This is a genomic window from Neorhizobium alkalisoli (genome assembly GCF_002968635.1).
GTDB classification, from domain to species: Bacteria; Pseudomonadota; Alphaproteobacteria; order Rhizobiales; family Rhizobiaceae; genus Neorhizobium; species Neorhizobium alkalisoli.
Genome location: NZ_PVBN01000001.1, coordinates 748,188 through 760,372 on the forward strand (window position 1 = coordinate 748,188; position 12,185 = coordinate 760,372).

The 12,185-nt window shown below is 62.3% G+C and carries 14 protein-coding genes and 1 pseudogene; 11 read left to right on the forward strand and 4 right to left on the reverse strand.

Annotated features, from left to right (window positions below):
• Positions 1–35: 35 nt before the first annotated feature.
• Positions 36–500 (reverse strand): cupin domain-containing protein, encoded by a 465-nt coding sequence (locus C5L13_RS03710; RefSeq protein WP_105381865.1) that lies wholly within the window; start codon positions 498–500, stop codon positions 36–38.
• A gap of 100 nt (positions 501–600) precedes the next feature.
• Complete coding sequence (msrB, locus tag C5L13_RS03715) at positions 601–1,011, reverse strand: peptide-methionine (R)-S-oxide reductase MsrB (RefSeq protein ID WP_105382074.1); 411 nt, start codon at positions 1,009–1,011, stop codon at positions 601–603.
• 170 nt (positions 1,012–1,181) lie between these two features.
• On the opposite strand from msrB, the gene C5L13_RS03720 reads away from it, so the two are divergent.
• From C5L13_RS03720 to modA, 11 genes and pseudogenes are all read left to right on the forward strand, one after another.
• Positions 1,182–3,527, forward strand: coding sequence for a putative monovalent cation/H+ antiporter subunit A (locus C5L13_RS03720; RefSeq protein ID WP_105381866.1), 2,346 nt, complete (start codon positions 1,182–1,184; stop codon positions 3,525–3,527).
• Positions 3,528–3,747: 220 nt separating this feature from the next.
• Positions 3,748–4,152 (forward strand): annotated as a pseudogene (locus tag C5L13_RS03730) (Na+/H+ antiporter subunit B); the annotation flags it as partial.
• A gap of 92 nt (positions 4,153–4,244) precedes the next feature.
• Positions 4,245–4,622: a Na+/H+ antiporter subunit C gene (locus C5L13_RS03735; protein WP_105381867.1), complete on the forward strand. Its 378-nt coding sequence runs from the start codon at positions 4,245–4,247 to the stop codon at positions 4,620–4,622.
• Between the two features lie 262 nt (positions 4,623–4,884).
• Positions 4,885–6,438, forward strand: a complete 1,554-nt coding sequence (locus C5L13_RS03745) for a Na+/H+ antiporter subunit D (protein WP_105381868.1) — start codon at positions 4,885–4,887, stop codon at positions 6,436–6,438.
• Positions 6,435–6,908 carry a Na+/H+ antiporter subunit E gene (locus C5L13_RS03750; protein WP_105381869.1) on the forward strand — a complete coding sequence of 158 codons (474 nt, stop codon included), beginning with the start codon at positions 6,435–6,437 and terminating at the stop codon, positions 6,906–6,908. Before C5L13_RS03745 ends, C5L13_RS03750 begins: the two co-directional genes overlap by 4 nt.
• Positions 6,905–7,312: a cation:proton antiporter gene (locus C5L13_RS03755; protein ID WP_105381870.1), complete on the forward strand. Its 408-nt coding sequence runs from the start codon at positions 6,905–6,907 to the stop codon at positions 7,310–7,312. Before C5L13_RS03750 ends, C5L13_RS03755 begins: the two co-directional genes overlap by 4 nt.
• The gene (mnhG, locus tag C5L13_RS03760) at positions 7,309–7,647 is read left to right on the forward strand and encodes a monovalent cation/H(+) antiporter subunit G (RefSeq protein WP_105381871.1); all 339 of its coding nucleotides are present in this window, start codon (positions 7,309–7,311) and stop codon (positions 7,645–7,647) included. The genes C5L13_RS03755 and mnhG overlap by 4 nt, the downstream gene beginning before the upstream one ends.
• A gap of 441 nt (positions 7,648–8,088) precedes the next feature.
• On the forward strand, positions 8,089–8,520 hold the full coding sequence (locus tag C5L13_RS03765) for a MucR family transcriptional regulator (protein ID WP_105381872.1): 432 nt from the start codon (positions 8,089–8,091) through the stop codon (positions 8,518–8,520).
• A gap of 297 nt (positions 8,521–8,817) precedes the next feature.
• Positions 8,818–9,240, forward strand: coding sequence for a helix-turn-helix domain-containing protein (locus C5L13_RS03770; protein ID WP_105381873.1), 423 nt, complete (start codon positions 8,818–8,820; stop codon positions 9,238–9,240).
• A complete protein-coding gene (locus C5L13_RS03775) occupies positions 9,233–10,036 on the forward strand; it encodes a DUF6456 domain-containing protein (protein WP_105381874.1) in 804 nt (267 codons plus the stop codon). The genes C5L13_RS03770 and C5L13_RS03775 overlap by 8 nt, the downstream gene beginning before the upstream one ends.
• Before the next feature lie 205 nt (positions 10,037–10,241).
• Positions 10,242–10,934 carry a molybdate ABC transporter substrate-binding protein gene (gene modA / locus C5L13_RS03780; RefSeq protein ID WP_105381875.1) on the forward strand — a complete coding sequence of 231 codons (693 nt, stop codon included), beginning with the start codon at positions 10,242–10,244 and terminating at the stop codon, positions 10,932–10,934.
• A 26-nt stretch (positions 10,935–10,960) separates the two neighbouring features.
• On the opposite strand, the gene C5L13_RS03785 is transcribed toward modA, so the two are convergent.
• The gene (locus C5L13_RS03785; protein WP_105381876.1) at positions 10,961–11,380 is read right to left on the reverse strand and encodes a SufE family protein; all 420 of its coding nucleotides are present in this window, start codon (positions 11,378–11,380) and stop codon (positions 10,961–10,963) included.
• 193 nt (positions 11,381–11,573) lie between these two features.
• Positions 11,574–11,999 (reverse strand): DUF5330 domain-containing protein, encoded by a 426-nt coding sequence (locus C5L13_RS03790; protein ID WP_105381877.1) that lies wholly within the window; start codon positions 11,997–11,999, stop codon positions 11,574–11,576.
• Positions 12,000–12,185 lie beyond the last annotated feature (186 nt).

Here is a 12,185-nt window from a genome sequence, read left to right on the forward strand (position 1 = left end):
CGCGCCAGCGCCTTGATGGATAAGGCAGATGGCGATCAACCGGGCTCGGGATAGGGCGTGCCGTCCTTGTGAACGAACCGGCCGTCCGCATTGGCGCTCATCATGTCGATGTCGGAGCAGGTGGTGATGTCGGCGGGCGAGCGTGAGCCGACTTCAAGATAAACCGCCATGGCGCCCGATCTGTTGATCAGGTGATGGCCGTTGCCGGAGCCTTTCCGGAAGGTGGCGCAATCGCCGGCTCGCAGCATCGTCTCGCCATCATCCTCGATCAGCGCCAGTTCGCCTTCCAGCACATAGACGAATTCATCCTCAGCCGAATGCCAGTGGCGCTGGCTCGACCAGTTGCCCGGTGGAAGGCGCATCAGGTTGACGCCGAAATCAGTCAGTCCGCCGGCGTCACCCAGTCGTTGCCGCACGCGTTGGGCGCAGGGAGCGTCGAATGGCGCCGGGTATCCCGAGCCTTTGCGTGCCGGTATGGCGGCGAGGTCTAACTTGGGCATGGCTTTTTTCCGAGCGACGGGTGAGCCAGGCTCGCACGTGTTCGAGGTGCGAGCAACCGGCGCAATTCCCGAGAGACAACTTGTTTTCGCAAGCCGGCCTTTACTTGAGCGGCTCGAAGGTCATCGCATGGCCGTTGATGCAGTAACGCAGGCCGGTCGGCGGCGGACCGTCGGGAAAGACGTGGCCGAGGTGGCCGCCGCAATTGGCGCAGCGCACTTCCGTGCGGACCATGCCGTGCGAGCTGTCGCTGTATTCGGTCACCGCACCCGGCTTCACCGGCTCGAAATAGCTCGGCCAGCCGCAACCGGAATCGAACTTCGTGTCGGAGATGAAGAGTTTCTCGCCGCAGCCGGCGCAGTGGTAGACACCCTTTTCCTTGCTGTTCCAGAAGGGGCCGGTGAAGGCCCTCTCGGTGCCGGCCTGCCTGAGGATGCGATACTGCTCGGAGGAGAGCTGCTCGCGCCATTCCACATCGCTCTTGTGAACTTTTGGGGTGGTGACATCGGACATCGACGGGATCCTTTCGTTTTCCCCATAGATAGGCATCGGGGGCGTTCCCGGAAAGCCGTGTTCCTGTGTGTTGTGCCCGGTTTTGCTTGAGGCGGGGAAAGCTTTACCCTAGAAAGCCAGTTCCTTCCGAATGCTCGGGGGAATTCTGGGGTTTCAACCGAGGAGATGACATGGCCGCCAATGTGCCGGCATTGACATTCATCGTCCTTTTTCTCCCCGTCCTGGCCGCTGTTCTCGCCCCAGGTTTGACCCGCTTTCTGGGCGACAAGGCAGCCTGGGTCCTGGCGCTCGCGCCGGCGCTCGCCTTCCTGCATTTTTGCACCTTCCTGGGCGAGGTCGCCGCGGGCGAAGTGGTGACCGGCGGCTACGCCTGGGTGCCGAGCTTCAATCTGTCTTTCTCCTGGTTTCTCGATGGGCTGTCGCTCACCTTCGCGCTGCTGATCACCGGCATAGGCACGCTGATCGTCATCTATTCCGGCGGCTACATGAAGGGTCATCCGGATCAGGGGCGGTTCCTCGCGTTTATTCTCCTCTTCATGGGCGCAATGCTCGGGCTTGTCGTCTCCGACAGTTTCCTGATGCTCTTCGTCTATTGGGAACTCACTTCCATCACTTCCTTCCTGCTGATCGGTTTCGACCATGAGCGGGAGGCCGCGCGTCGCGCCGCTCTGCAGGCGCTGGTGGTGACCGGCGGCGGCGGGCTCTGCCTGCTCGCCGGTCTCGTCTTTCTCTGGAATATCACGGGCGTCACGCAGCTTTCGCTGCTCGTCCATCTGGAAAACGGCCTGCGCGAAAGCCCTTTCTATCTGGCCACACTCGTTCTGGTTCTGGCCGGCGCCTTCACCAAATCGGCGCAATTTCCGTTCCATTTCTGGCTGCCGAACGCCATGGAGGCGCCGACGCCGGTTTCCGCCTATCTGCATTCGGCGACCATGGTGAAGGCCGGTGTCTATTTGCTGATGCGACTGAACCCGGTGATGGGAAAAACGCCCGCCTGGGAAATACTTCTGCCTTTCTTCGGCGGCATCACGCTGATCTCAGGCACGCTTCTTGCCGTCCGGCAGACGGACCTGAAGCTGATGCTCGCCTATACGACCATGGCCTCGCTCGGCCTTCTCGTCATGCTCACCGGCTTCGGGGCGCCGCATGCGGTCGAAGCGGCGGTGCTCTATCTGGTCGCCCATTCGCTGTTCAAGGGCGCGCTCTTCATGGTCGCCGGCACGGTGGATCATGAAACGGGCACACGGGATCTGACGAAACTCGCTGGCCTTCGAACCGCCATGCCCATCACCTTCGGCGCGGCGCTGCTCGCGGCATTGTCCATGGGCGGGCTGCCGCTCTTTTTCGGCTTCCTCGCCAAGGAGGAGATCTATGCGGCGCTTGCGGCCGGAAATCCCCGTGCCGTCTTTTTCACCGGCCTTGCAGTGGCCGGCAATGCGCTGATGTTCGCGATCGCATTTGCGGTCGGGCTGAAACCCTTTCTCGGCCCTCGCATCGAGACCCCGAAACATGCCCATGAAGGCCCGGTTACGCTCTGGCTGGGGCCTGTGGTGCTGGCGGCGCTCGGCCTGCTGGCGACGCTCTTTTCCGCCCTCGCCCATCGCTACGTCTCCTCGCCGATGGCGAGCGCCATTACCGATCAAAAGGTGACGGTCGACATCGCCGTCATGCCGCATGTCGGTCTGCCGCTGATGCTTTCGCTCATCACCATGACGCTCGGCGCGCTCGTCTACTGGCGGCTCGATACCGCCCGCGCGCTGATGGTCCGGGCGCTCGAAAATCTTGGACCGGGCCCTGACCGGGGCTTTGATCGCCTGGTTTGCGGGCTGGTCCGCCTGTCCGTCGCCATCACCCGCTTCGTGCAGCCCGGACGGCTGGAGATCTATATCACCGCGACCTTCATCCTGTTGGCACTGACGCTGCTCGTGCCGCCCCTGGTCTTCGGCGAACTGCCCGGCATGCCCGCCTGGCCGCAAAACCTGCTGGTGCAGGAGGGGGCCTTCCTGCTGATCGCGCTGATCGGCATCCTCGCTGTGGTGCGCGCGACGGACCGGCTGACGGCGATCGTCTCGCTCGGCATCCAGGGATTTGCCGTCGCGGTGATCTTCCTGCTGTTCGGCGCGCCGGACCTGTCCTTTACGCAGTTCATGGTGGAAACGCTGTCGGTCGTCATCCTGGCGCTGGTCATGACGCGGCTGAGGCTTTCCCCGCGCGATCACCGGCCGGTCGGACAGATGCTGTTCGACGCGATGGTCGGTGTCGCCTGCGGGCTCGGTTTCACGCTGTTGCTGATGAAGTCGGTGGAGGCGCCGTTCGACAACCTGCTGACCGATTTCTTCAACGCCTATTCCAAGACCATCGCCCACGGCGCCAATGTCGTAAACGTCATCATCGTCGATTTCCGCGGCACGGATACATTGGGCGAGATCGCGGTGGTGATGGTGACCGGGCTTGCGGTTCTCGCGCTGATCCGGGTGCGGGCAGGCAAACGTGCCGGATCGGGGGAGGGGCGATAATGCCGGCATGCGCGGCTCACCCCCCTCTGCCCTGCCGGGCATCTCCCCCACAAGGGGGGAGATCGGACAGCGGCCACGCCCGTGTCCCCATCGACCTTTGCGATTTGGCGATCCCGGTGCGCCCAGCCGATCTCCCCACCCGTGGGGGAGATGCCCGGCAGGGCAGAGGGGGGCGATCTTGCTCGACGGTGGTCATGCACGCGATGGAGGGCGGCCGCTCATGAACACGCTCATCCTGCGCACCGTCGCCCCCGTTCTCACTGCGCTGATGCTCCTGTTTTCCGTCTTCGTCCTCCTGCGCGGCCATAACGAACCGGGCGGCGGCTTTATCGGCGGTCTGATCGCCGTCTCCGCGCTGGCGATCTATGGCATCGCCTTCGGGGTTTCTGCCGTGCGCCGGGCGATCCGCTTTCATCCGATGGCAATCGCCGGTTCCGGCCTGCTGCTTGCCACGCTCTCCGGCCTGATCTCCATCTTTGCCGGCGTGCCCTTCATGTCAGGCCTCTGGATCTATCCGGAAGTCCTCGGCGTGGAAGTGCCGCTGTCGACCGTCATGTCCTTCGATATCGGGGTCTATCTGGTGGTGGTCGGAGCCATCACCTCCATTGCGCTGGCGCTGGAGCAGGATTCCGAACCGCGGGAAGTTGTCGCCGAACCACCGCCCCTCCGGGCGAAAAGGCCCCGGAAACCGCGCCCCAAGCCGAAAGTGGAGGGCTGATGGAAGCGCTGTTTGCCATCCTCATCGGCCTGTTCTTCGCTGCCGCGATCTATCTCATGCTGTCGAAGCATACGGTGCGCATCCTGCTCGGCATCGTGCTGCTCGGCAATGGCGTGAACCTGCTGCTCTTCACCACCGGCCGCCTGACCCGCGAAGTGCCGCCTATCATCCCGAATGGCATGGATGCCTTGGCCGCGGGCGCCGCCAACCCGCTGCCGCAGGCGCTGATCCTCACCGCGATCGTCATCTCCTTTTCCTTCTTCGCCTTCCTTCTGGTGCTGACCTACCGCGCCTACCAGGAACTCGGCACCGACAACACCGACGAGATGCGCCTTGCCGAACCGCGAGACGAAGAACGTCCGCCGCTGGGGTATTGAAGGGATGGTGTTGCACATTACGCCGGACACCCCCCTCTGCCCTGCCGGGCATCTCCCCCTCAAGGGGGGAGATCGACAAGCGGCGCGCTCCCCGCTCCATATCTGTCGGGGAGACTTGGCGATTGCCAAGTCTCATGGCCGACGCCTTGCTTCGCCACCGCTGATTTGGGCAGAACGCCGGCCCCATCCGATCTCCCCCCTTGAGGGGGAGATGCCCGGCAGGGCAGAGGGGGGTGTTTTTGCCCGGGGGGAGGTTCAATAGATGGCCGCCCCCTCGACCGATATCTCCGCAGCCCTTGTCCTCGTTTCTCCGCATCTCGCCGACTGGCTGGTGGTGCTGCCGGTCGCGCTGATGATCGGCTTCGGGGCGGTTCTGATGATGGTGCGCAAATCCGTGCGCCTGCACGGGACGATCGCCATCACCGGCCTCGCTCTGCTCGTTTTCCTCGATGCGGCGCTGCTCGTACGCGTCTCGACATATGGCCCGGTCACCATGGTCATGGGCCGTTGGCTGCCGCCTTTCGGGATTGCGTTCACCGCCGATCTCTTCGGTTCGCTGATGGCGTTCGTCTCGGCCATCGTGGCGCTTGCCGCCGGGGTCTTTGCGCTGCGGGACATCGATGCGGGCGGCCGCCGCTATGGTTTCTTTCCGTTTCTGATGCTGCTGATGGCGGGCGTTTCCGGCGCGTTCCTGACCGGCGACATCTTCAACCTCTACGTCTGGTTCGAAGTGCTGCTGATCTCGTCCTTCGGTCTGCTGATCCTCGGTTCCGAACCCGAGCAGATCGACGGGGCGCTGAAATATGCCGTCCTCAACCTGATCGGCACGACGCTGTTCCTGATCGCTATCGGTTATCTCTATGCGATCTTCGGCACGCTCAACATGGCCGATATCGCCGGCAAGGCCTCAAGGCTGAGGGAAACTGCCCCGCTCGTCACGCTGACGGCGCTCTTTATTCTGGCCTTTGCCATGAAGGCTGCGGCCTTTCCGGTGAATTTCTGGCTGCCCGCCTCCTATCACACGCCACGTATCACCGTGTCGGCGCTGTTCGGCGGCCTGCTCACCAAGGTCGGTATCTATGCGCTGATCCGCGTTACCGTCATGCTCTTTCCCGTCGAACGGGAGGAACTGAGTCTCGTCGTCGCGATCTCTGCCGCGCTGACCATGGTCATCGGCGCTCTCGGCGCACTGGCGCAGAACGATCTGCGCCGGCTCGTCGGTTATGTGGTGATTGCAGGCATCGGCAACATGATGGCCGGGGTGGCGATCGGCACGCCGGCCGCGGTCAGCGGTTCCATCCTCTACGCACTGCATTCGGTGGTGACGATGACGGCGCTTTATCTGGTGGCGGGCGAGGCGGCTCGGCTCGGCGGCGCCTGGTCGCTCTCCGGTCTCGGCGGGCTTTATCGCCGGGCGCCGTGGTTTTCCGCCGCCTCGCTGGCCCTGTTCCTCGCCGCCGCCGGCCTGCCGCCCTTGTCCGGCCTCTGGCCCAAGGTGGCGCTTCTCAAGGCTTCCCTGGATATCGGTGCCTGGTGGCTCGCCGCCGCCATCCTGATCTCCGCCTTCATCGTCACCCTGGCGCTTTCCCGCGTCTTCCTGCTCGCCTATTGGCGCCCGCGGCCCGAGCCGGCGCCCGAACTGGTAATCGCGCGCGACTGGCGGATCGCCTGGCCGCTCGGCTGCCTGACGGCGCTTTCCATTCTCTTCGGCCTGTTTCCGGAGACGGTGCTGGATCTTTCGCAAAGGGCCGCAACCGGCCTTGCCGAACCGTCGGCCTATATCCGATCGGTTTTCCCCGGAGGTGCCGCGCCGTGACCACCTACATCCTCTCGCTGGTCTTTGCCGTCATCTGGGTCGCCGTCACCGGCAGCGCCACGCTGCACAACCTCATCTTCGGCTTCGCGCTTTCGACCCTGTCGCTGTGGATCGTCCGCGAACAGATGAGCGCCCGTGGCTATTGGCAGCGGATGGGCCGCTTCCTGTCGCTGCTTGCCCTGTTCTTCAAGGAACTGGCGCTCTCGGCCTGGAAGGTTGCGGTGTTGGTCATGAACCCGCGGATGGAATTGAAGCCGGGCATCTTCGCCTATCCGCTGACGGTCGACCGGGATTTCGAGATCACCCTGCTTGCCAATCTCATCACGCTGACGCCCGGAACGCTTTCCGTCGACGTTTCGCAGGATCGCAGGACGCTCTTCGTCCATGCGATCGATTGCTCCGACGCGGAGGCGGTCAAGCGGGATATCGCCACCGGTTTCGAAAGGAAGATCATGGAGGCCTTCCGATGACGGCGGCTCAGATGATCCTCTCCTCCGCCCTCTGGCTGGCGCTTGTGGTGCTTGGCCTCTCCTTCCTGCTGACCGTCTGGCGCGTCATCAAGGGCCCGACGCTTCCAGATCGGGTGGTAGCGCTCGACATGCTGGTCGGCATCGTGATCGGCTTCATTGCCCTCATCGCCATCCGCACCGGCTTCACGCTCTATATCGATATCGCCATTTCCCTCGGCCTGGTCGGTTTTCTGGCGACCGTCGCCTTCGCGCGCTTCATCCTGGCGCAGGGCAGGGGAGACGAAACGGCCGAGAAGGAAGCGAGCAAGGTGATTCCCGCTCCGCCCTTGGCGCCGAAACGCAAGCGGGCAAGTAGCCGCAAGCCGGGCGCCGGCCCTGCCGTCAGTGGAAAGGCAAAAAAATGATCGAGGTGCTGATCGCCCTTCTGACCGCGCTCCTCATCCTTGTCGGTGCAGGTTTTGCGCTGGTGGCCGCGGTCGGCCTCACCCGGCTGCCGGACGTCTATACCCGCATGCATGCGGCGTCCAAGGCGGGCACCGTCGGTTCCGGCCTCATGCTTCTGGCGGTCGCTCTGCATGCCGGCGATCTCTCGACCCTTGCAAGGGCGCTGGCGGGCTTCTTTTTTTTCGTTTTGACGGCACCGATTTCGGCGCATCTGCTCGCCATGGCGGCGCACAAAATGGGTTATCCTCTGCACGAGAAATCCGTGCGGGATGAATTGAACGATTACCGAAACTGAATATAACCCGTCACAAAACGAGTTATAAGCTTGTCATAATTGGGAAAATCACCGTCTATACGTCAGTAATGCTGATCTAGGGCGTCTATAGCTGATAGAAAGCCCTGTATCCGAAAAATTTCTCACTTGGACATTGAGCGAAGCAGTGGTACTTCATTTCAAGTAGAGTGCAGATGTTGTTCGAGATTAAGCGTCCCCATCGCCAATATGGCAATGACGGCAAGTTCTTCAAGTGGAAGAACACACGAAAGGTGGCCGCGGGGCAGGTTTCAATCGAAAGCAATATCCGGTGAAAATCGGCTTTTCTTCCGCATGAAGCTTAGGGGTAGGCTTCGGTCGCAAGACGGTGCGGGGCAAGTGGTTTTTCTCCGAAAGACTCTACGAACGGCAGGATCTGCGGAGGTCGCGGAGCCTGCCACGACGTTGAACAGGAGACAACAAATGACAGAAATCGCATTGGGCAAAGGCCAGGATCTGCTGGTGGAATTGACCGCAGATATCGTGGCTGCCTATGTGAGCAACCACGTGGTACCCGTCAGTGATCTTTCCAATCTGATCGCAGACGTACACTCGGCGCTGAGCAACACCTCGTCGCCGGCTCCGGTGGTGACGGCCGTCGAAAAGCCGAAGCCGCCGGTTCCGATCAAGAAGTCGATCGAAGACGACTATCTGATCTGCCTTGAGGACGGTCAGAAGTTCAAGTCGCTGAAGCGGCATCTGATGACCCACTACAACATGACACCGGAAGAGTATCGTGAGAAGTGGGGCCTGCCGGCCGACTATCCGATGGTGGCGCCCGCCTACGCGGAAGCCCGTTCCAGGCTAGCCAAGGAAATGGGCCTTGGCCAGCGCCGCAAGCGCGGCAAGGCCTGAGCCGGACAATCCGGCCGGGCATGGGAGGATTTTAATCTCGTCCGATGAGGAACCGATCGCGCAAACGACGGGCGGATGAGCTGTATGCCCAACTGCATACGGACAAGAGCCGGGCCATCGCGCCCGGTTTTTCTTTGCCTTGAGGGAGGAAGGGTAGAGGAAAAAAATCCCATTCCCTTTCAAGTATTTGCGAAAAATATCAATTTTTTCAGCAAAAAATTGCAGGCGCCACGGTTCCTGTGTCCCCGTTCTTGCTCTAGGCTGTATGAATTAATTCCTATTCATTGAGGAGTTGTCATGCCTTTAGAGAAACATTTCGAGCCTTCGGCTCCGCCGCTTGCTCCCCTTGCGGCCTTCGAAGCGTCCGCCGATCCCTCCAAGCTTCCTGCCAGCATGGCGGTCCGGACTGCATGCCGCATCGTGCGCCAGATGGTCGCGGAGTTGATCCTGTTGTTCGGCGACCGGGTGATGCTGCGCCGCGATCGTCGTCGCTACGCCTGCCATGTGCGGCAGATCGCCATGTATGTCTGCCATGTTTCGCTGCGGATCTCCATGAGCGATATCGGGAATGCCTTCGGGCGCGACCGCACGACGGTCGGCCACGCCTGCCATGTGGTCGAAGACCGCCGCGACGACGCGGCTTTCGACGACTTCGTCTCGGCGGTGGAGCGTATCGCCACGGCCGTCTTCGGCTTGTCGGAAGTGCCGTCTCATGACTGAAAAGACATCCAATCCCGCCTCGAGGAAACAGCTTCTGCGGCTGATCCGCCAGCTCGCCCGCGGTGAATGCGGGATCCAACGGACGGAGGCCGGCGAAATCAGGCTGTCGGGCGCCGAAGAACGGCTTTATCCGGAGGAAGTGGTGTCGCAGGCCCGTTCTCTCGGTCTTGCGCATCTGTCTGCGACGCGAATCGCCGCCACGGCCGAAGCCTCCGCTTTTCTGCGCCGGTCGCTGGTGATGGGCGAAGAGGCCTTCGTCGAACAGCATGGCGAGATCGCCATTGCCACGATGGAGGTGGAAGGCACACGCCAGCCGGTTCGCCGCAATCTGCTGGAATCTCCGCTGGGAGCGGTCGCCCGGCTGAAGGACCGCGACGGCAGGGAGTTTTTCCCGGCGGAGGCGATCGAGGCGGGCGAACGGCTGTTGTCCGACTTTACCCGCGGGCAGCTCCAGCCGCGCGTCACCTCGTCCTGGGAGCCGCGTCTGGCGAAACGGACGAAAGGCCAGGCGGGCGGACCGACGGAAATCGCCGACAGCGCGATGGCCGCAAGGATGCGGTTTTCCAAAGCGATGGATGCCATGGGACCGGAACTGTCAGGCGTGGCGGTGGATGTCTGCTGCTTTTCGAAGGGGCTGGAGACGGTGGAGCGCGAACGCCAGTGGCCGGCGCGTTCGGCGAAGCTGATGCTGCGCACGTCCCTTCTGGCGCTCGCCCGCCACTATGCGCCCCCGCAAGCGCCCAATCGTCGTAAAAGCCACCACTGGGGCACGGAGGACTATCGGCCGGAGTTGTAAGGCGGCACCTTCGAACTCACGCAAGTCTTGGAGCATTTCCGGGAAGTGCGTTCCCTGTGTGGCTCTGGTATTGTCCCATTCGCTGTCGGCCTGTTTTCGGAGGGCCGACACGATGGACGCTGAGCATAAAATGGCCGGCGCGATGGAAATGCGGGCCAGATACGTATTGTAAGGCAGGTCGTTTCAACCGATTTCGGGTTAAGCCATGAATCAGGAAGTCCGGCTTTTTGGCGCTATTGCGGTCCGACCCGCGGTCCTTCCTCTCATATCCCGGTTCGAAACGGCCACAGGCTTCACAGTTGCGGTCAAGTGGGAACTCAATCCGACGGTCAGGAAAGAGATTGAGGCTGGGGAACCTTTTGACCTCGTCATCACCAATCCGAACCTGGTGCAGGATCTGGCCGCCGCGGGAAAAGTCGAAGCGGGGAGCCAGGTAGCGTTCGGCCGGATAGCAATGGGGGTGGCGGCCAAGGCAGGCAGCCAACCGCTCGACATCGGATCCGTGGAAGCATTCGAACATGCGTTGAAGAGCGCCGGATCAATCGCCTACGCCAGTGAAGGAACCAGCGGTGGCTACTTTTCCGGTTTGCTGGAACGCTTGGGAATAGCCGATGAGGTGAAGCCCAAGCTGGTGGCCGTAACAGGAGGGCAGACGGCGCCGGCCGTCGGCCGTGGGGAAGCCGAGCTGGGCGTCGTTCCCGTGACTTCGATTCTCGCTGCCGCTCCCGAGGTCATGCTGGTCGGTCGGTTTCCGGCAGAACTCCAAAGTTACGTCGACTTCGCCATTGGCATCAGCGCCGATTCAACGAACGCAGAAGCCGCCAGGCAGCTGTCGGAATTCCTGATGTCGGCAGCCGCTGATGGCATCCTGGAGGCGAAGGGCGTCGAGCGTTGCTGAAAGGCGCGCTCGGCCGCCCGCATGCCTTACGCCGCGACTTTCATCCTCGCCTCTTCGCGGATGCGCTTGACCATGGACTTGAGCCCGTTGGCGCGCTGCGAGGAGAGGTGCTCGACGAGCCCGATGCGGTTGAAGATCTCGATGGCATCCGTCGCGGCGATTTGCGACGCGCGCTTGCCCGAATAGACGGCGAGCACAATGGCGACGAGGCCGCGCACGATATGGGCGTCCGAATCGCCGTCGAAGGTCATCACCGGATCCGCCCCGCCGTCGATATGGCTGACGAGCCAGACCTGGCTGGCGCAGCCCTGCACCTTGTTCTGGGAGGTCTTCTGGTCGTCGGCAAGGTCCGGCAGTGCCTTGCCCAGCTCGATCACATAGCGATAGCGATCCTCCCATTCGTCGAGGAAGGCGAAATCGTCTAGGATCTGGTCGAGGCTTGCCATGCGTGCTCCGGTTATTGGCTGCACTCCATATAGGTATTGCAGCGGCCCGAAAACAGCAAAAAAATGCGCCGTGAGGAGTTCATTCCTCACGGCGTCAGCAAAAAGCCGAATAGCAGGGCAGGCAGTCCGGCGCCGGGAACCGTGGCAATGGAGCCCGGCGCAAGTTTTGAATTTCGGTATGAAGCGGCAGCGTTTAGTGCGCTGGGCGCTTCTGGGGCACCGGCACGGTGCCGGTGAAGATCGTGTCGGAGGCCGCGGCTGCTGCGCTCTCGAGAGATTTTGTCGGAAAGGGCGTGGGCTGCGGATCGGCGAGCACGGCGGGTTCCGGTTCGGGCTTACTGCCGCCGAACTGCTTGTCGAGCAGCTCGAAGGCAACGCGAGCGCCTTCCTTGGCCCTGACGCCGAGCGCCGAGAAGGTCTCCGCACCCTTTTCGCAAACGTCCGGCTTTTCGGCGCAGATGGCGCTGACATATTGATAGGCTTCGGTCGCGGCGGCAAAGGCGTCGCTGACCTCCAGCGCCGAGGCGCCCTGGGTGTCGGTCGCCGGGCGGCTGCTGAAATAGGAAAGCACCACCAAAACGGCTGCGAACCAAACACTTCCCTTGATGAGAAACCACATCGTCCTGTCCACCTGTTTTTCCCGCAGGATCTAGCGGGCCGCCGGGTCTGTGCCGGTCTTGAACATGGTTGTACCGGCCGGAAGCAAAGATCGCTTTGACGCAGCCGTTCGGTTTTTCGGCAAATTTATCTAAAATTCGAACGATCGTCCTTCCGGTGTGACGTCTGCGGACACTTTCGCTCGAAG

What these genes read in the sequence shown, in the direction of transcription:
- C5L13_RS03710 (WP_105381865.1), bottom strand. Translation starts at nt 500, where the DNA reads ATGCCCAAGTTAGACCTCGCCGCCATACCGGCACGCAAAGGCTCGGGA.
- msrB (WP_105382074.1), bottom strand. Translation starts at nt 1,011, where the DNA reads ATGTCCGATGTCACCACCCCAAAAGTTCACAAGAGCGATGTGGAATGG.
- C5L13_RS03720 (WP_105381866.1), top strand. Translation starts at nt 1,182, where the DNA reads ATGGCCGCCAATGTGCCGGCATTGACATTCATCGTCCTTTTTCTCCCC.
- C5L13_RS03735 (WP_105381867.1), top strand. Translation starts at nt 4,245, where the DNA reads ATGGAAGCGCTGTTTGCCATCCTCATCGGCCTGTTCTTCGCTGCCGCG.
- C5L13_RS03745 (WP_105381868.1), top strand. Translation starts at nt 4,885, where the DNA reads ATGGCCGCCCCCTCGACCGATATCTCCGCAGCCCTTGTCCTCGTTTCT.
- C5L13_RS03755 (WP_105381870.1), top strand. Translation starts at nt 6,905, where the DNA reads ATGACGGCGGCTCAGATGATCCTCTCCTCCGCCCTCTGGCTGGCGCTT.
- mnhG (WP_105381871.1), top strand. Translation starts at nt 7,309, where the DNA reads ATGATCGAGGTGCTGATCGCCCTTCTGACCGCGCTCCTCATCCTTGTC.
- C5L13_RS03765 (WP_105381872.1), top strand. Translation starts at nt 8,089, where the DNA reads ATGACAGAAATCGCATTGGGCAAAGGCCAGGATCTGCTGGTGGAATTG.
- C5L13_RS03770 (WP_105381873.1), top strand. Translation starts at nt 8,818, where the DNA reads ATGCCTTTAGAGAAACATTTCGAGCCTTCGGCTCCGCCGCTTGCTCCC.
- C5L13_RS03775 (WP_105381874.1), top strand. Translation starts at nt 9,233, where the DNA reads ATGACTGAAAAGACATCCAATCCCGCCTCGAGGAAACAGCTTCTGCGG.
- modA (WP_105381875.1), top strand. Translation starts at nt 10,242, where the DNA reads ATGAATCAGGAAGTCCGGCTTTTTGGCGCTATTGCGGTCCGACCCGCG.
- C5L13_RS03785 (WP_105381876.1), bottom strand. Translation starts at nt 11,380, where the DNA reads ATGGCAAGCCTCGACCAGATCCTAGACGATTTCGCCTTCCTCGACGAA.
- C5L13_RS03790 (WP_105381877.1), bottom strand. Translation starts at nt 11,999, where the DNA reads ATGTGGTTTCTCATCAAGGGAAGTGTTTGGTTCGCAGCCGTTTTGGTG.